Below are 18,206 nucleotides of genomic sequence, written 5' to 3' on the forward strand. Positions count from 1 at the left end.
CCTCTCTTTTTTATATTCTTTATTCCCTATTTCCCTCTGTTCGCATCAAACACAAGGGTTATATAATAAAATCCCCCAATAGCCGGCCCGCCCACATACTGCGTGTGATACGTGTTGAGGATATTGGTACCACCTATCTTAACTGTGGTATTCGCTTTCGCAAAACGGTAATTCACCTGGGCATCAACAGTATTGTAGGCCGGAACGATGCCGTTGGCTAACGGGCTGTTCCAGTAAAACGCATCCTGCCAGTGCCATACCAGGTTGAACCCGGTATTCTTAAACAGTTGCCTGTTGCCGAATGATACATTGGCCATCCATTTAGGCGTATTAAAAGCAGGTGTAAATGCATCGGAAGCGTGCACTTCAACCAACTGGGCATAGGCCAGATTGGCGCCGATATTGAATTTCCTGTAAAAGTTATAGTTCAGACCAATATCAAACCCCTGGTTGCTGATCTTACTTTTGGAGTTGGTCCACATTTTATACTTTTTTACAGAAGTACCGCCGGCATATACAAATGCTGCCGTACTATCGTTAGACCCGCCGGTTTGACCGATGGTGCCCCTGATGGGTTGTGTAACATCGAGTTGGCCGATAAAATTGTCGTACAGGTTAAAATAATAGTCGGCATCAACGAACAGTTTGTTATCAAGCAGCACGCCTTTGTAACCCAGTTCGAAAGAATTGAGGTGCTCCGGCTGTATATAACCGTATGTACTCTGTATCAGTAACCCTTTTTGATTATTAATAGCTGTATTCTTGCTCACACCATTACTGATATCAGCATTTACTGCATTCTTAAACGCAGTTACGGAGGAATTCAGGTATGAGTTTTCGAATACATTCAACGGGCCTGCCGTTACTTTTAATCCACCCAGCCTGCGCACACCGCCATTGTTCACAAAGGCAAAGCCTTCGAAAAGGGTGGGAAAGCGATAACCATTCTGGTAAGAAGCGCGGATATTGTGCTGCTCGGCAGGAGAATACACCAGTGCGATACGAGGGTTGATCTTCGGATCGAAATATTCGGTTTTGTCCACGCGTAATGAACCGGTGAGCTTCAGCTTATCGTCCAGCACTTTTTTAGTAGCCTGCACAAAGCCGCCAAAATTGTAATAATAGAAATCATCGTTGGCTCTTTTAGGATCGGTAAGCACGGCAGGGTTGATGTATTCGTTGCCATCGGGCGTAACAATGTACCTGCGGTAATGACCGCCCGTCAGCAGTTGAATGCCTTTGATCAAACGGCTCCAATCGTATTGCCCCTCAATATGCCAGAAAGCAGATTGCAGCAACAACTGTGCACCAACGGTATCCCAGTTATTGGTATGAATGATTTTATTACGCACGCTGTCGAACGCAGCCGTGCCGGGCACAAACCTGCCGTTATCGGCAAAGGCGCGGGCAGCAGTATGGGCCGCAGCTATGTTGCCGCCATTAGCCGCAAAGGCAGTGTTAAAGCCGTTGGTGTAATCATTCCACCACTGCGGCGATTTTTTAAAAGCCATATCGATGTTCTCTGCCAGCGGACGGAAATTGAAAGAATTGGCGCCGGTATTCTCCTGTGTGTAATAGGCTTTAATAAAGAAATCGTTGTTTTTCACTTCCAGTGCATGCTGCTGGATCTGCTCACCATCGAGCCGCACCCGGTTGCCGCGCTGGTAATTATTGGTTACAGTACCAATGCGGTACGCATAAGAAGCCTGAAGCGAGGAATTGAACTTATAATACAACCCCGCATCTATCTTGGAATTCTTTACAGCATAATCCGTAAGGTCCTGCTCCCGGTAACCGGTACGGCTTACATCATAGGTCTTGCCCTGTAACGTAAGGGTCTTCATATCGCTATTGTATTCATCGCCATAAGTGTTGATCAGGTCGGCAGCCGGATTGCTGGCTTTCCCAATGCCCAGCGATGCATTGGTTTTATTACCAGCCGCGTAATACTGATCGGTACTATCGTTGGCAACCCAATCGGTGCCTTGCGAATAAGATCCGTTGATCTTAAATGCCAGCCGTTTGTTGATGGCTTTGGCATAACGGATAGCATATTCCTGGTAGAGGGAGGGCGACAGATCCTTGCCGTCTATATGATTCACCCCTTGTTTCACATAAACACTCAGGCCCTGGTATTGAAAAGGGTTCTTGGTTTTGAGATTCGAAATACCATTGATGGCGTTCAGACCGTACACCGCCGAGGCTGCACCGGGAATCAATTCAACACTTTCGATATCCAGCTCGGTAGGACCCACCGCATTGGCCACCGGTGCGCCGATACCGGGAGAAATATTATCTACACCATCCACCATTTGAAGAAAGCGCGAATTGGTGGTGCCGGCAAACCCGCGGGTATTGGGTACTTTATAACCAATACTCAGTGTGGTCATCTGCACCCCTTTCAGATTCTCCAGCGCATCGAAGAAAGAGGGCGCCGGGCTCTCTTTAATGGCACGCAGGTCGAGCTTTTCAATGGTAACAGGCGATTTAAGGATACTTTCCGATACACGTGAAGCGGAAACGATCACCTGACCTGCATATTGATTCTGTGCATATAAAGAAACCGATACAGCCGATGCATTGTTATCCGATACCAGGAACTCCTGCGGTTGATAGCCAACATAAGAAACCAGCAATGTAATCGGCAGGCGTTGAAAAACTTTCAATTCAAAACTGCCGTCTTCTTTAGATACCGTTAACTGGTTGGAGCCTTTTACCCTGATTGAAGCGCCGCCCAGTTGCTGGGCATGGGCCGAATCGAAAATTTTACCCGAGATGGTATAAGCGCCCTGCGAATACGATCGCAATGCCAGCAGGGCAAAAACAATTGGTACAAGTATAGCTCTGGACTTCATTAGTCTATTATTTTAGTAGGATAAAAAGTTAAACTGATTGCTGCTAGGTTACAGGCGAAGCCTGCGGTGGTGAATGATTAAAGCCCCAAAGGGCAGGAAAGGCTGCGGGTCATCGCCATACGAGCATGGAACGTGAAGTACGTATGACAGATAATATCATATTTCAAGGGAGAAGAGGTTAATTTGTTCTGTAGATTGCCCATTATTTTCTGTTTCGGTGGCAAATATACGAATATCCTACTAAAATAGTAGAGTATTTATAAAAAAATAAAAAGCCTTTGTAGGAAACGAATCCTACAAAGGCTGTGTAGCGGTTAACTACGGTTTTTCATGGACTAAACCAAAACGCTACCAATTAACCTACGCTAAAAATCAATTGGCAACTTTTCAAGGATCTTTTCAAAGGATTATTGGATTTCCAACTGTAACACATTCTTATAATGTGATATCACAAAGAAACGCCCAGGTACGGAAATACCTGATAGTGAAAGTGATGAAAAACAGATAGAACAGTCGGCCTTCCATTATAGTGATATCACTACACGGGTCCTGTTGAAAACACCAATGTTACGGATGGTAATCCTTTTTAAAAGCATATAAAAGGGCTTGCATCTGTGGAATAAATGTTGTAACTTTTTAGTATCAAATGACCCCATATGAAACAGTATCACATTATTTCCAGAATAGCTATTTACCTGCTGGCTGTTGTAATGATTGTTTTTGGGATTTATCACTTTATGAATGCACGTGATCTGGTGGTTTTCATTCCCAGCTCTTTGCCTGGTGGCATTTTATGGGTTTACCTTGTTGGCGGTGCATTTATATTGGTTGCCATTGCCTTCATTACCAATAAAATGGTGAAATCGGCCGGGTATGTGCTGGCGCTTTTATTGATTGTTTTCATTCTCACCATCCACATACCCAACTACGTTAGTGCGGGCGACAAGGAAATGAAAACCATGGCGTTCATCAACTTGTTGAAGGATACAGCCATCGCCGGTTTTGCGCTTCACATTGCAGCCTCTGCCAGTCAACAGAAACTGCATTTCGAGGATAACGACTAATAACGTTATCCTATTTATTGACGCCGGTCAGTTTAGCCATTGCCCGCACAGGGAACGTGCCCACTCCTTTGAACTTGGGTGGAATAGCGCTGAAGGTAAACCCATCTTCCGGTAACAACTGCAGGTTGCACAGGTGCTCCACAATCAAAATTTCTGCTCCCAATAATGTTGTATGCACTGGCCGTGATTTCCCGTTCGTGTTGTCTATATTGTGTGAGTCGATCCCCACCAGCTTCACACCGCAATCTCTTAAATAAACGGCTGCCGCTTCTGTAAGGTAGGGGTTGTTCTCGTAATAGTGTTCTGTATTCCAATGAACATCCCAGCCCGTATGTATTAAAACCGCGCGGTTCCTGATCTCGTAATTCCGCAGGTGCTTATCCGTAATTTCGGGTGATGTTGTATAGGGCACCCTAATGACAATGCCTTCAAGATCGGTAAAGCAAGCCAATTCCACTTCTGACAAGTCTTTCCCATGTTCAAAGCGGTGAAACGGGCAATCGATATAAGTTCCCGTATTCGCAACCATTTCAATTTTGCCAATCTGGAACTCGGTTCCCGTTTCATATATCTTGCGCGAATCTTCCCTGCTCAGGTAATCACATATAATAGGCGCCGGCAATCCTTTATACGTTACCAATCCATTTTCGATGGTATGGCTTAGATCTATCAGCAGGTCATTGCCCGTTTTTTCATTGATGGGTTTTCTTTTATGTTGCTCTGTTATGATCTCTTTGTTCAGGATCTTTGTTTCACCCACCATCAGCAATCGCAGGTCGTCAACAATATAATCGGCCAGTTCTTTGTCTGAAATATTGTCCCCGGCGATGTCAAGGCGAAAATCATGGCCTTTGATGCCTCCTCCATTCGTGAAATAAATTTCAAAATCGAATTTTACTCTTTTGTTCATGTTGCTTGCATTATCGGGTGCATGAATTTACAAAATCTGTATACGGCTACCCTGATTCTTTATTGAGATTTTTCTGGAAATACCGCAAAAAAACGCTTGCACAGGGGTTTTACACAGAGTACTTTAGTATTCGTTTTTACCATTTACCATTGTCTGTATGAAAAAACCAATACTATTTGCCGCATTAGGGATCTGTGTCTTACTGTTTTCCTGCAGGGTTGTTCTGGTCCCGGAATACAGTGCCGAGCTGGAAAACCAGATCGTTCAAGGCGCCAAACTGAATGATAGGCTCTACATCAATTTGCTCGATGCGAATCCGGATAAAAGAAGTTTTCAACTGTATGCAGATAAATACGCCGAGATTGAATCGGAAATCCATTCCATCCTGCTAAAAAACGAGACGAGGAAAAAGAACAACGATATGCTGGTGATCATCAGGAACCTTGATTCCGTCTTTGTTAAATACAAAAACCACCACAAATCAAAAAACACGCTCAGTGATGGTGAAATCAAGCTCAACCAGGTTTATATTAAAGATCTCTGGAAGCCTTTGCTGATTGCTGAATCGGGATTGAAAAAAGCTAAAACTGTTACGCGATAAGTACTTATAAAACCACCTGTTTAACGAAAAAATTTACACTTATGCAATTCGATATCAATGAAGTCGCTTCGAACATGCTGGCGGCTATAAAAAACTCCGTAAAAGACGATTGGAAAAAAGTAAAAGAAGCTGCTACCAATTTCTTGCAAGACAATAAGAGCCGGTTGGGGCTATTAGCCAACTCACGATTATCTAATGAAATCAGTGATGAAGACTTTTTAGCCCGGCTCGGCGATGAAAAAAAGATCCTCGAATCGCAGTTGCATGCTATTGCCATTTTATCAAAAGTAGCCGCTCAAAATGCGGCAAACGCCGCAATCGATGTGTTGTCGGCCGCTGTTTCAAAAGCGTTGGGCATTGGTATACTATAACTCATTAAAATACCAGTCTCACCAAGGATACGGACTGCCTGGGAAGTTGCATATCAACCGTGAGTGTTCCATTCTTCATCGTAACTTCTTTCGGTACCGACAATAACGCTAATTGTCCGGCTTTTTCCAATTCCTGATATTGCTGCTCTGTTGGTTGTTGAGGCGAACCCATTTTTTTCCATACTTCGTAAGCATTGCTGTGATCGCTATCGATCCGGTAATGATACAGCTTGGCTCTTTTTACCGGGATATGCTGTAAAGAAAGCATTACCGGTGAACCATTATCCTGCATATCATCGTCGTGATAATTCCACAGCATCACGGTCAATGAATTTTTGCTTTTTGCAGCAATCGCATTGATATCCGTTTGCTTTCCGTGCACGCTTGAATCGATGATCGACTGATAATCATAAGAAAAGTTTCCTGAAACTTCCACACGATTGCCCAACATCATGCCCAGCATGCGAAAAACATTCAATACGGGCTTGTCCACCCCATTGGTGGCCAGGTCTCGAAAACCGTAAAACCAGGGCTGGTTCTCAAATTCAAACGACCAGTTCACTGCCCCGATCAGGTTGGTTCCAAAATGCGCATTGATATCATAAATACGTGCAACAGATGCAGCCGTATAACTCGAATACATGGTTCCGTTTCGATACGCATTCTGCGGATCCGTTTTCATACCGCAGGCTGCACAGCCTTCGGGGTCCGACTCGCCAACGATCACCGGTAAATGTTTGGTTTCCGGGAAAGAAGCGATCACGCTCAAATGATCCCGGATATTTCTCAACTGGCTGTACATGCCCATGCGTACCCGGTCGTTGACGATCCGTGGTGAACCTTTTGCATGAAAAGCAAGGAAGTCAATGGGGGCACCCACTTTGCCGGTAGCTGCATTGATCTCTTTCAAGCAATGAATGATGAAGCCACGCATGAACGCTTCGCCTCCTCCGGTAGTATGCGGCCCGCCAACTTTGGCAGATGGCAGTGCGCGTTTAACAGCATCCGAAGCGTAATCATACATCTTGCAATACGTCTTCAACCTGTCCTGCGCCTGCAGGTAAGGAGAATTCGGTTCATTCCACAACTCCCAATACCAGCTTTCTACTTCAGCTTTGCCATATCGTTCAACGCAGTGTTTCACCCATTGGTAAATCAACGCTGCCCATTTATTGTAATCATTCGGCGGGTACGACCATCCTGTGTGGATATCGCCATACTTATCGCCGGGTTTCCAGTGGTGCTGGTAAGGCTGCGGGTGGCTCGACAACGCTTCAGGCATAAAACCAATCTGCGCCAATGGCTTCATTTTCCTTTGTATGAACGTATCGAATATCGAGTCAACAATATTCCAGTAATACACCGGGTTACCGTTTTTGTCTTCGGTATACATATTGGTAGAGCCCCATTTCAGCGCGGCGTTGCCATCTCCTGAAGTCATGAGGTTATGCACGCGAACATGAACGGGTACCGGACTCAAAGCAGCAATTTCCGAAAGCAGTTTCCGGCCATCTCTCATATAAGTGTAGTTGGGCTCGTCGTATCCGAACCAGGCCCAGATGGGCGTCATAGGGGCTTTTTCTTTTGCGGCATCTACCTTGATCTGTACGGCAGACTGGGCCATCAGGCCCATACTCCAACCAAGCAACAATAGAGAAACTATGCTTTTTCCAATGACACCCTGTTGATTCATTGTCAAATGATTTTATTTTCTTGTCTGTCTAAAAATAACGCACTATGTGGAAATCATTACAGAAGAATGGTCTTATTCATGAATGAAGTCGGTATCTGTCAACAAAAGTTTGACTATCAGCGCATTGTCTAAAATGTTGGTTTCAGCCGTTGCAGAGGCAACCCTTCTGTTGCAAGCTGCGTTATAATTTGAAACAACAGTTATGCAATCCATATCCATTTTCAGGCAGCTTGGTCTGCTGTGTGTGGTGTCTACCGGCCTCCTGTTTTCGTCTTGCAGCAAAAACAACAATTACACGGCGCCGTCAACCACCTATACTATAAGTGCGTCGCTTACGGCGGCCCAGGAAGTGCCTGCCACCAACAGTACGGGTACCGGTACCCTTACCGGCACTTACGATGCAAGTACTTATAAACTCTCTTACACCCTTAACTGGAGTGGTCTCACCGGGGCGGCTACCGGCATGCACTTTCATGGTCCTGCCGCCGCAGGTACAAGCGCCGCCGTGGAAGTAGCTATCACAGGTTTTCCTTCTGCAGCCAGCGGTACTGTGAGCGGAACAGCTACACTTACTGCCAGCCAGAATGATGATCTTTTGGGTGGTAAGATGTATGCGAACATACACACTTCGGCTAATCCTGCTGGTGAGATAAGAGGACAGGTAAGTGCTTCGAAATAAGTTTGGTAGTTATCCTGCTACAAGGTTGATACCGCACAACTGCGCTGCGGCATTCAACCTGCCTGCACGCATGTGCGCGGTCAGTTGCAGTAGTCTGGGGCGATATAATTCATAATCTGCGCCATAAGCATCTTTGATGTTTTTGGCTTCTACTTGTGATATCTTACCATCGAACGCTACAGCAACGGTGAAAAGATCCAGGAGGAGATTGCGTTCTTCCTTACTTACCCGTTTTAAAATATCGATGAATACATTCCAGTCATCATATTTTACCGCACTGTTATTATCGGTATGAAGCAGGTGCTGGAAACGCAGCAGCAGTATCACCATGTTGGGATGAAAATTCTGCGCCATTACCACGGCGTTGCCAATAGCGCAGAGACAACCTTGTTTGGCCAATGGCGAGAGCCGCTCTATGAGGTGATCGTGTAATACATTGTCGGCAATATGGTTGCTCAAAGCAAAACCAAACAAGCGCAAGCGGGCTTCCTTCACTACGCGGTTGAGCACTACACCGTTCCAGAAACATTCCACCGGAAGCGCCACATAATTGATGGAAACACCTGCGATCGTTTTGCCCACTGTTTTCAACAACAGGAACTTAGCAGCAAAATTCGTGATCGTGATCTTCAGCTTATACAACAGACCCAATACCAACAGGTTCTTTTTCGATATCCGTTCGAAAGGGTCGATACCCAACACTTCCATTTCCGGGTCGGGCAGTTCCAGTGCTGTTCTCGCAAGAATATTCGTGATGCTGAAAGGGCCGGATTTCAGGAAATCTTTTTTATGCGCATGCAGGTTGATAAGTTCGCTTACTTCGTGAACGGCTTTTAATGCGATCAGGAATAATAAGTACAATTCAATAACAATGGAAACCAGTGTTACGCCGCCTGTCCATGCATAGTGGATATACCAGGGTTCGTTTTGTTTCAGCAAGTCAATGTACACAGTTGGCCAAACCAATACCAGGCCGGTAATAGCAGATAATACGATGCCTTTGATAGATATCTTCCTGATCTTTTGTTCGAGCACTTCATCGGGTATATCGAACACATGATGCGTGAGGTCTTTTTTGTCGAACCGGTCGAGGTAATAGACGCCAAACTTTTCCAACGACGATTTTTTCTTTGCTTTCAGTTGGATACCGGATTGCATGATCGGGGGTTTCAGTTTTTATCCGGCAATGCGAATGCCACATAAGCATCACCGGATCGGGTCTTCAATTTACCACCGCCGCAGGCAATTACAATAAATTGTTTTCCATTTACATGATATACCGCAGGAGTAGCAAAGCCCGAAGCCGGCAAATCGGCTTCCCACAACAGTTTTCCTGTTCTTTTATGGAAAGCCCTTATTTTATTGTCTTTTGTGGCTGCGATGAACAATAATCCGCCGGCTGTTACTACCGGGCCGCCATAGTTCTCCGTGCCTGCATGTATGCCTTTTGCTTTCAGTTCCGGGTAATCGCCCAACGTTTCTTTCCATACAAATTCACCGGTGTTCAGGTCAATAGCGGTTAGTGTACCCCATGGTGGCTTAACGGCGGGATATCCTTCTTTTGTCAGGAATTTGTTATAACCGGTATTGGTATAAGGTAGACGAGTATATGCATCTTCGGCTTTTTGTTCATGGATGAATTTTTTTGCTTGCCCTGTTTTATTCTCCAGGATATATGCGGCAACGGCATTTTGTTCCTGTTCTGAAAGATGATTGAATGCCGGCATCATACCCCTTCCCGACCTCATCAACTGGAGAAATCTTGCGTCGTTGTATTTTTTATTTACGTTGATGAGTGATGGATAGTTCCCCGATCCTTTTCTTTCAGGACCATGGCAGCTCATGCAGTTAAGCGTGTATAAGCGTTTACCGGCTGCTAAATAATTTTCTTCTTTTGCTGCTTTCTCTTTCACCTCCACCATTTTTAATACCCAGGGTACTTCATTGGCGTTCACATATAATATACCTGTGGCCGGATCATAGGCGGGACCGCCCCATTCGGCGCCACCATCGAAGCCGGGAAAAATAACCGTGCCCTCTTTGGATGGAGGGTTGAAAATATTTCCTGTCTTATAACTAGCCAACCGCTTTTTAATATCCAGGAATGATGAATCGCTGACAAGGTCGTTCAGGTCTGCTTCCGATAAAGATTGTCTTGCAAAAGGTTTCGGGAATGTTGGTATGGGTTGTGTGGCAGATGCTTTTTCACCTGCCAGTTCCGATTCAATAGGTACCGGTTTTTCTTCTACCGGGTACACAGGTTTGCCGGTTGTTCTGTCCAGCAAAAAAATAAATCCTGTTTTGGTTGGTTGAGCCAACGCTTCGATCTTTTTTCCATCCTTCATCATATTTACCAAAACCGGTGCAGTAGGCAGGTCGCGATCCCAGATATCGTGGTGTACTGTTTGATAATGCCAGATCAGTTTGCCGGTTGCTGCATCCAGTGCCAGCACACAATTGCCGAAAAGATCGGGGCCTAATCTTTTGCCTCCATAAAAATCAAAAGAGACAGAACCTGTTGGTACAAATACAATGCCTTTGGCTTCATCCAGGCTCATGCCTGCCCAGCAATTGGCGCCGCCCAGGTGTTTCCAGGCTTCTTTGTCTTCCCATGTTTCGTAGCCAAATTCTCCGGGCTGGGGTATGGTATGAAATATCCATTTCAATTTGCCGGTACGAACATCATAAGCGCGGATATGGCCGGGTGCGGCTGTTGCATCTTCCGCTACACGGGAGCCGATGATCAATAGATCTTTGTAAATGATACCAGGCGTATTGGAAGTGATAAACTTATCCTTCACATCCCGGTCCAGTCCGTCGTGAAGATCTATACGGCCATTTTTACCAAAATCCGCAGCGGGTTTTCCATTGGTTGTCTGCAAGCAGATGAGTTGGTCTCCGGCCGTATAAAAAAGTCTTTTGTCGTTCTTGCCATCTGTCCAATAGGTAACGCCGCGACCAGTATTGGAGAAGGCCATCATCAAACGTGTTTGTGCGCTGGTGTCTGCTGAAATTTTGGCGCCGGGATCAAAGACCCATTGTTGTTTTCCGGTAGCAGCATCCAACGCAAACATTTTCATTTTGGGTGTAGTGCCGTATAGTATGCCGTCTACTATAATAGGATTGCATTGTATCTGGGAATGAAGCAGGGTGTCTGCATCGTTTGTATGATAGGTCCAGGCAATTGCCAGGCGGTTTACGTTGTTTGTATCAATTGCTGTGAGGGTGGAATAATGCATTGCATCTTTTGTTCCTCCATAAACGTTCCAGTTTTTATGTTCTTGTTTTTCTGCCGGTGTACAACACACCCATGAGATTACAAGCAAGAGGTACATAAATAAAGGGGTCTTCCCGTTTGTAAAATTTTGCATACAGTCTGTTTTATTGCCAGTTTGGTGATACGTTTTTTCCATCAGGTTCATCATACCGGGTAATTGTAACAGCAATGAAAAGAAAATCAATCACCCCTTCTAAAATTAGGTAAACATTTAATGACAGTTATGTCTTCAGCTTCAGGTCTGAAATATGCTTATTGCGGAGAATAATGGGCTTATTCTCCGCATTTTTTACGGCGAATAATTGGTATGCGGAGAATATTGCTTATATTCACCGCATATTTTGCGGAAAATGGCAGTTTATATCCATCAATTATCTAATTGGCCTCATTTTACCTGGCAGCAAGAGCTGGTGGCCCCCTTGTTGGCTGAAGTACGCCACAGGCAAGGCCGGTTATTGGGGCGCATGGAAGGTTTGGGCTTTCGCCTGCAGGCTGAGGCGAATCTCCGAACGCTTACCCTGGATGTACTGAAGTCAAGCGAAATTGAAGGGGAGTTATTGGATGCCGACCAGGTCCGGTCTTCTATTGCCCGCAGACTGGGTATGGATATCGCCGGACTGGTACCGGCAGACCGCCATGTGGAGGGAGTGGTAGAAATGATGCTCGATGCTACGCAACATTACAAGCAAGCATTATCTGCCGACAGGCTTTTTGGTTGGCATGCCGCCCTGTTTCCTACGGGCAGGAGTGGCATGCATAAAATTGTAGTGGCGGCCTGGAGGGATAATCAAAAAGAGGATCCGATGCAGGTAGTTTCTGGTGCCGCAGGAAGGGAGAAAGTCCATTTCCAAGCGCCGGATGCCGACAGGTTAAATGAAGAGATGACCCGCTTTATTCATTGGTTCAATGAGGATATAAAAATGGATGGCGTATTGAAGGCGGCGGTTGCGCATCTTTGGTTTGTAACCATCCACCCTTTCGACGATGGCAACGGGCGTATAGCCCGTGCTATTGCAGATATGCAACTTTCCCGCGCAGATGAATCGGTTCAACGGTTCTATAGCATGAGTGCGCAAATCAGGAAAGAAAGAAACGCCTATTATGATGTTTTGGAAAACACACAAAAGGGGTCCATAGACATTACAGCATGGCTGGAATGGTTTTTAGAATGTTTGAATCGTGCTATTACGGCCACAGATGAAACACTCGCTTTGGTATTGAAAAAAGCGCGGTTCTGGGAAAAGCATGCTACTACGCTGTTGAATGAACGGCAACAATTGATGCTGAACAAGCTACTGGATGGTTTTGAGGGAAAATTGAATACTTCCAAATGGGCCAAGATCACCAAAACATCACAGGATACGGCATTGAGAGATATACAAGACTTAGTGAATAAAGCAATATTGACGAAAGAACCCGGCGGAGGAAGGAGTACGAGTTATACAATTTCAGAATAAACGCCTCTTACCACTGAATGGGTTCGTTGCGTTCTTTGGCATACGCCTTCGAGTAGTCCAGTTTTTGGGGGCGATGCGTGGCTACAAACTCGATGCCTTGTAAAATAAACCGCATGAAAGAAGGGTCTGAATAAAGTTTTTTATCATGCCCCAATGTTGTCATCCAGGCCAGGCCACCATCATAATAGTTGTGCCAGCCGGCAGGATAATAATCTTTGAAACTGCCCATATTCGATTTGATGTTATCGTGCGGTTTAAGAGTCGTTACATCATGCACCAAAAAAGTATGAATAGACGGATAGAGTTCCTTTTCAAAATAGCACTCGTCTTCAACGTCCCAAACTGTTGGCATACCTGCTACCGAAGGGTGATTTTTGTCTACAACCCGCACTTTGAACTTTTGAAAAGGTGCGTGCCATGAAAAGGTGCCGCCTGTGAACTGCTTGAACCATGTCCAATCGCGTTCGGTGGCTATTGCCGAATGAATACCAACCAGGCCTCCCCCCGCTTCGATGTATTGCCGAAATGCCAAACGTTGCTCTTCCGTGTCGAACACTTCATTATTGGTGCTTGGGAAAATCAATAGTTGGTATTTTGACAAATTTTCTTTCTTAAATACCGATGGGTTAGTTGAAGTATCTACTTTAAAGCCGTATTTCTTGCCCAGGTCTTGCAGACCGGCCACGGCAGAAGGAATATTGTCGTGAACATAGCCCTTGCCATTTTTCGAATACACCAAGACGTTCAACTTTTTCCAATCGATTGTTTTTTGCTTTTGAGAAAAACCATAAATGGCCGATATTGATGCGACTAGAAAGATTAGCATTTGTCTTTTCATCGTTTCTTGAATTGTTGGCGTAAGGGTCTCTAAATTAGATCAATTATTCTTTTGATCTTCAGCGATTTTGACATGTACTTATGTTGGATATGCTTGCCTGTACATGATCCATTCCAATACTTCCACTCACTGTTTCGTGTGTTAATTCCTACTGAATCTTCCTTAAGTTTTTTATTACTGATGGTCTACGGACTCCGTTCTATTCTATCAATGGTTTGAAATAGGGCGTCGCCGACTTTAATAGCATTGAGTGGAGATTGATCAACAAAGGCAATGTAGCCAGTTACTTCATTGATGTTCTGAAAAGCTTGCGAGCTAATCCTTACTTCCCGATGCCGTGAAGTAGTCGCTTTCGACGATGTCCCCATTCGGATTTCGCAGTTTTAAGACTAATTGTTGGAGTCGCTTCCGCATAGGCAATCCACTGTTTAAATGCAGCCATGCTCACCGGAGCTCCAGGCAATGATAAAGAATCATCAACCTCATCGCTGGCAATGATTTTAATTGCTTTATTTTTTGCTAATTGTTGCAAAGTCAGAAGAGCGCTAGCATCAGATATTTCCAGTGTAAGCGTATGCATATTTTGATTGTAACCGATTTACTGTAAAAAATACAACTATTGGGACATTATAGCGTAAAAGTTAGCGGCAACGTTTTTGTCACTCTGTTGCAGTTCTTCTGATTTCGACAAGAGATAACAATGAATCATAGATTTGAGCTCTAGAAATATCTAGGCCGAACGCTACAATTATTGTCTCATCAAACGCAATTCTATCAGCTTGTTCTAATTCATCAGCAATAGGAAGGATGTCGCGCTCTAAGAGTGGAGCAAAAGCATTTTTAATCGCGGTGCCTCCTTCTTCGCTAAGCTGTGAGGCGTCAAGCATATGCATATAATCTTCAATCCTGTTCTTGTTTAAGTCTAGGGCTCCCTGTCCACGACCAAAGCCCATCCCTTCAATAATGAACATTGATATCGCACTGTTCAGAAGCGCATGGTGTAGATCTATATCTATTTCATTAATAGGATTGAGCGGAACTAATCGCTGATCAACAAACGCACGAGGCATTACGCGGCCTACGAAAAGGCGCCGCCCGAAGTTGATAAACATAACCAAATCGGTCATCGTATCGGTATCCATTTGATACCATTGCTTGCCTTTACGCGATAATTTATTGATGATCTCTTGGGTCGCAAAATTATTGATCCAGTTGATCGCTCCGGTATGTCCTAATTCTTCAAGTTCTTCCAGTGATCTTGAACAAGAGAATGCTTCTTTCGTTGGTGGGGCGCAAAGCCTGTCAAATTCTGTCGGGCTTTTTGCGAGAGGCTTGATGTATTCTGCTTCTATGTCATGACCATCTTCCGGGTAAAATAGGTCATTTTCTCCGCGACGTTCTCCACGCTTTATATCGAAGACTGTATTTAATGGAACAAGCGGCAAGTTTAATATCCAGTCGCAATTCACAAATTGCGCGTTTCCTCCCAATCCTATTGCCCTAAACGCGATCATGTCTTCCTGGCTCACGGCCCTAATCATCATCGTGTCGTTTTGGGTCTGGCCTAATTGTATCTGAGCGGCTGCAATCTGTACCGCTTCATCATCGGCCATTTCTTCAAGCGGTCGCGTCAGGACGACGAAATTGACATCTCCACTCGGCTGGTTGGGATCAGTTTTCTTATCCATGATAAGAATATTCGTAACGACTTTGCTGTTTCTAAACCATCGTCCTGCACCAGAAGTAATGACACATTTAAGATCATAGTATTGGCTTAAACGATTATAGAAATCATTACCCCAATCAGTGCCAAGCCATGCGTTAGTAATAATGATACCCAAGCGTCCGCCATCCGCTAGTAAAGGATAAAAGGCAAAAGGAAGGTAGGCCGCAACATCTGCTCGCCCTGTAAATTTTCCTCCACCCATATTTACCAATGTTCCCTTTAAAGCATTGCCGTATTGCATTCTTCCTGCTTGTGCGACAAAGGGCAAGTTGCTTGTAATGGTCTGGAATGTACCAAGCTGCTCAGTGAACAAAGCACCATTTGAAGGATTGCGGAATTGAATATCTAAACCGGGTGACAACGTGAATGCATCCCGCTGGAACATCCTTAGCGGCATGTGCATGAAGGCTGGCTTCGCAAGTGCAAAAGTTGCGATCTGTACAGCTTGTGGATCTTGATCTGAAGCATAAATGGTTTCTGACGCTTGCAGTGCTTGAACTCCGGCGGTCAATTTTATTTCCAAGGCGGCGCGGGCAATTGTACCGCTGCCACAACATGGATCAAGAACTCGGTCGTTTGTAATATCACGAACACATAAACGCGTCAGCAATCTTGCGAGTTCTATCGGCGTAGGATACTGGCCGCGAAGTTTCCGAGTTGCGACTTCAACAGTTGCTTCCAGTACGCCGGATAACTGCGCTTGATCAACGGAACCGACGCGCAAATCGGTAAGAAGGTGGTTGAATTGTTTAAGCTGATCCCAAGCCCTTGCAGGGATTTTTGAAAGTCCTAATCCGTTATCGGAAAATATTGTCCAGAAATTACAGTCTTCTGATAGTTGTGCGAATAATGCCAAAGCTTGCTCTGGCGTAGTATCGTCACTGATATTCGCCACTTGCTGTGCACGTTGATCTTTCTCGCGAAGGATATGTGCGAATAATATCTTGCCGATCCAGTTTGAAATATTTGCTCTGGCAAGCACATCTTCCATCTTGCCTTTTGCGTATTCACCGCTTGAAACGTTCCACCATAAAATTATTTGAGCGCGTAGTTGTGCATCAACGTTCATTGACGCTTTTAATGCTTCGGTTACATCGCCGGAATTTTCTAAGATAAGATTGGTAACGCCACCGCTACGGTACGCCTCGATAAACTGCCGTCCTTCAAGTGATTCATCATCAAACAAAGCGTTCAAATGACCGATAATATCAGTTGCGAGTTTTTCCCATCTGGCTCTGTTCGCTGTAATCCCTGCGCGGGTCGTGATATCGGCCAAATCTGACCATACTTTACTGCGCGTGTATTTACCCGTTGCAGCATTGCGGATATAAAGGTGAGCGTGAGAAACATTCCAAAGGAGAAAGCTATCCAGACCCAAGGCACGCGCCTTTTCTTCCGCGTTTTCCCTGAAATCCGCGTCTGTGATTGGCGTATCTGGCATCTTTAATTCCCAGCCCTGCAATATGCGGGCTGTGGCGCGGTCGCCAAATAAAAGTACATCAGGGAACAGGCTGCCCCCTTCCGCTTTTACGGTTTGTTCTCCCCCTGCATCTTTGATTGATCTATTGGCTTGGGCGCATAAGCCTTTTATGTGTCCGATTAAATCTATTGCCCATGAACGCTCATTGTAATTCGGAGCTAATCCATTCATATCGCTATTTTAGTATTGGTAGATATCAACGCATCGACATCCACCATACCTTTGCGATTTTGCAGACTTGTTGATTTTGTAGAGGGTTGTAGTTCCGAGTATAGTGGTGGTGCCGGTTGATTATTTTTTATAGATTGTTCTACTTCTGCAAGTCTTTCATTAGCCACACTGATATAGTCGATCTGCTTCTCTTTGAATAAGTGAACTTCCTGATTTTGTTCTATTCCAATAAACCGACGTTGCTCCAGAGCGGCTGAAACTAAAAAACTACCGCTACCAAAGGCATTATCTAATACAACGTCTCCTTCTTTGGTAAACATTCGGATCAAGTATCTTCCCAGAGCTACCGGCTTTTGTGTGGGATGCCACACACGACCACCGCTTTCGCTTTCTGCGGTCTTGCAATAAAGTGTATCTGTCGGAAAACGTTCTCCGTCGCTCTTTACTTGAACGGGTTTAAAGTCCCCATAACTACCTGTGTACTGCGCTTTTCGAACCCCTTTGTTATAGGGCTCGCCAGGGGACATGATCGGGTTGTAATCTGGCTGGCTACCGTAGAATATACAAATATCTTCGTGCTGACGCAGGGGTTGACGTCGAGCATTTAAAAAGTTGGTTGGCTTACTCTTGACCCAAACAAATTTATATCTGAACCAGGCTTCGTTACTTAATATGAGTTTGGCTGTAAAAACTCCTTGTGAGGTAAGCGCAATGACCCCCTTAGGCTTTATAATACGTTTATATTCGGCCCACAATTTATCAAGCGGGATAACGCTGTCCCATTTGTTTTGCGTTGTGCCATAGGGCAAATCGCATAAGATCATATCGACAGATTGATCCTCAACCTTCTTCATGACCCTTAAACAGTCGCCTTGATATATTTTTCCACCTAAATATTTCATCAGCCTTAGGTGTTTTCTTTTTTGTTCATTAAAGAAATTTATTAGCGAGTTCACACAAAGATATTAACCTTCCACAAAATACTAAAATTTTTAGTTTCTCCTGCTATTTGGAATTATTTTTTCAAATATAGGTAAGTCTTTACGTATCAGGGGCGGCATAAAATTATCTTTGAATAGAACAC

14 protein-coding genes are annotated in these 18,206 nt (G+C 44.7%); 5 read left to right on the forward strand and 9 right to left on the reverse strand.

Going from position 1 to position 18,206, the window contains the following annotated elements:
- Window positions 1-26: 26 nt before the first annotated feature.
- Window positions 27-2,855, reverse strand: coding sequence for a TonB-dependent receptor (locus BLU98_RS13790; RefSeq protein ID WP_092725670.1), 2,829 nt, complete (start codon window positions 2,853-2,855; stop codon window positions 27-29).
- A gap of 656 nt (window positions 2,856-3,511) precedes the next feature.
- On the opposite strand from BLU98_RS13790, the gene BLU98_RS13795 reads away from it, so the two are divergent.
- Window positions 3,512-3,919, forward strand: coding sequence for a DoxX-related protein (locus BLU98_RS13795; RefSeq protein ID WP_092725674.1), 408 nt, complete (start codon window positions 3,512-3,514; stop codon window positions 3,917-3,919).
- Window positions 3,920-3,929: 10 nt separating this feature from the next.
- Here BLU98_RS13795 and BLU98_RS13800 read toward each other — a convergent pair whose 3' ends face one another.
- On the reverse strand, window positions 3,930-4,829 hold the full coding sequence (locus BLU98_RS13800) for a cyclase family protein (protein ID WP_092725676.1): 900 nt from the start codon (window positions 4,827-4,829) through the stop codon (window positions 3,930-3,932).
- A gap of 157 nt (window positions 4,830-4,986) precedes the next feature.
- Between BLU98_RS13800 and BLU98_RS13805 the strand changes: the two genes are divergently transcribed.
- Window positions 4,987-5,430: a hypothetical protein gene (locus tag BLU98_RS13805; RefSeq protein WP_092725678.1), complete on the forward strand. Its 444-nt coding sequence runs from the start codon at window positions 4,987-4,989 to the stop codon at window positions 5,428-5,430.
- A 41-nt stretch (window positions 5,431-5,471) separates the two neighbouring features.
- Complete coding sequence (locus tag BLU98_RS13810) at window positions 5,472-5,801, forward strand: hypothetical protein (protein ID WP_092725681.1); 330 nt, start codon at window positions 5,472-5,474, stop codon at window positions 5,799-5,801.
- 4 nt (window positions 5,802-5,805) lie between these two features.
- On the opposite strand, the gene BLU98_RS13815 is transcribed toward BLU98_RS13810, so the two are convergent.
- Window positions 5,806-7,494 (reverse strand): GH39 family glycosyl hydrolase, encoded by a 1,689-nt coding sequence (locus BLU98_RS13815; RefSeq protein ID WP_092725684.1) that lies wholly within the window; start codon window positions 7,492-7,494, stop codon window positions 5,806-5,808.
- Between the two features lie 202 nt (window positions 7,495-7,696).
- On the opposite strand from BLU98_RS13815, the gene BLU98_RS13820 reads away from it, so the two are divergent.
- Window positions 7,697-8,173: a CHRD domain-containing protein gene (locus tag BLU98_RS13820; protein WP_092725686.1), complete on the forward strand. Its 477-nt coding sequence runs from the start codon at window positions 7,697-7,699 to the stop codon at window positions 8,171-8,173.
- Window positions 8,174-8,182: 9 nt separating this feature from the next.
- On the opposite strand, the gene BLU98_RS13825 is transcribed toward BLU98_RS13820, so the two are convergent.
- Window positions 8,183-9,331 (reverse strand): LBF_2804 family protein, encoded by a 1,149-nt coding sequence (locus BLU98_RS13825; protein WP_092725689.1) that lies wholly within the window; start codon window positions 9,329-9,331, stop codon window positions 8,183-8,185.
- Between the two features lie 11 nt (window positions 9,332-9,342).
- Window positions 9,343-11,544: an outer membrane protein assembly factor BamB family protein gene (locus tag BLU98_RS13830; RefSeq protein ID WP_257574997.1), complete on the reverse strand. Its 2,202-nt coding sequence runs from the start codon at window positions 11,542-11,544 to the stop codon at window positions 9,343-9,345.
- A 256-nt stretch (window positions 11,545-11,800) separates the two neighbouring features.
- On the opposite strand from BLU98_RS13830, the gene BLU98_RS13835 reads away from it, so the two are divergent.
- On the forward strand, window positions 11,801-12,907 hold the full coding sequence (locus tag BLU98_RS13835) for a Fic family protein (protein ID WP_092725692.1): 1,107 nt from the start codon (window positions 11,801-11,803) through the stop codon (window positions 12,905-12,907).
- A 7-nt stretch (window positions 12,908-12,914) separates the two neighbouring features.
- On the opposite strand, the gene BLU98_RS13840 is transcribed toward BLU98_RS13835, so the two are convergent.
- From BLU98_RS13840 to BLU98_RS13855, 4 genes are all read right to left on the reverse strand, one after another.
- The gene (locus tag BLU98_RS13840; protein ID WP_257575003.1) at window positions 12,915-13,643 is read right to left on the reverse strand and encodes a ThuA domain-containing protein; all 729 of its coding nucleotides are present in this window, start codon (window positions 13,641-13,643) and stop codon (window positions 12,915-12,917) included.
- Between the two features lie 424 nt (window positions 13,644-14,067).
- A complete protein-coding gene (locus tag BLU98_RS13845; protein ID WP_092725697.1) occupies window positions 14,068-14,325 on the reverse strand; it encodes a hypothetical protein in 258 nt (85 codons plus the stop codon).
- A 79-nt stretch (window positions 14,326-14,404) separates the two neighbouring features.
- Window positions 14,405-17,122, reverse strand: coding sequence for an N-6 DNA methylase (locus BLU98_RS13850; protein WP_092725701.1), 2,718 nt, complete (start codon window positions 17,120-17,122; stop codon window positions 14,405-14,407).
- Complete coding sequence (locus BLU98_RS13855; protein ID WP_092725703.1) at window positions 17,119-18,024, reverse strand: DNA-methyltransferase; 906 nt, start codon at window positions 18,022-18,024, stop codon at window positions 17,119-17,121. The genes BLU98_RS13850 and BLU98_RS13855 overlap by 4 nt, the downstream gene beginning before the upstream one ends.
- Between the last annotated feature and the right edge of the window lie 182 nt (window positions 18,025-18,206).

Origin of the sequence: Hydrobacter penzbergensis (assembly GCF_900106985.1) — a bacterium.
In the GTDB taxonomy this organism is placed as follows: domain Bacteria; phylum Bacteroidota; class Bacteroidia; order Chitinophagales; family Chitinophagaceae; genus Sediminibacterium; species Sediminibacterium magnilacihabitans.

Excerpts from the sequence above, each read along its gene's own strand:
- BLU98_RS13805 (WP_092725678.1), top strand. The coding sequence starts at position 4,987 with ATGAAAAAACCAATACTATTTGCCGCATTAGGGATCTGTGTCTTACTG.
- BLU98_RS13835 (WP_092725692.1), top strand. The coding sequence starts at position 11,801 with ATGGCAGTTTATATCCATCAATTATCTAATTGGCCTCATTTTACCTGG.
- BLU98_RS13795 (WP_092725674.1), top strand. The coding sequence starts at position 3,512 with ATGAAACAGTATCACATTATTTCCAGAATAGCTATTTACCTGCTGGCT.
- BLU98_RS13825 (WP_092725689.1), bottom strand. The coding sequence starts at position 9,331 with ATGCAATCCGGTATCCAACTGAAAGCAAAGAAAAAATCGTCGTTGGAA.
- BLU98_RS13820 (WP_092725686.1), top strand. The coding sequence starts at position 7,697 with ATGCAATCCATATCCATTTTCAGGCAGCTTGGTCTGCTGTGTGTGGTG.
- BLU98_RS13815 (WP_092725684.1), bottom strand. The coding sequence starts at position 7,494 with ATGAATCAACAGGGTGTCATTGGAAAAAGCATAGTTTCTCTATTGTTG.
- BLU98_RS13850 (WP_092725701.1), bottom strand. The coding sequence starts at position 17,122 with ATGAATGGATTAGCTCCGAATTACAATGAGCGTTCATGGGCAATAGAT.
- BLU98_RS13790 (WP_092725670.1), bottom strand. The coding sequence starts at position 2,855 with ATGAAGTCCAGAGCTATACTTGTACCAATTGTTTTTGCCCTGCTGGCA.
- BLU98_RS13845 (WP_092725697.1), bottom strand. The coding sequence starts at position 14,325 with ATGCATACGCTTACACTGGAAATATCTGATGCTAGCGCTCTTCTGACT.
- BLU98_RS13810 (WP_092725681.1), top strand. The coding sequence starts at position 5,472 with ATGCAATTCGATATCAATGAAGTCGCTTCGAACATGCTGGCGGCTATA.
- BLU98_RS13800 (WP_092725676.1), bottom strand. The coding sequence starts at position 4,829 with ATGAACAAAAGAGTAAAATTCGATTTTGAAATTTATTTCACGAATGGA.
- BLU98_RS13855 (WP_092725703.1), bottom strand. The coding sequence starts at position 18,024 with ATGAAATATTTAGGTGGAAAAATATATCAAGGCGACTGTTTAAGGGTC.
- BLU98_RS13830 (WP_257574997.1), bottom strand. The coding sequence starts at position 11,544 with ATGCAAAATTTTACAAACGGGAAGACCCCTTTATTTATGTACCTCTTG.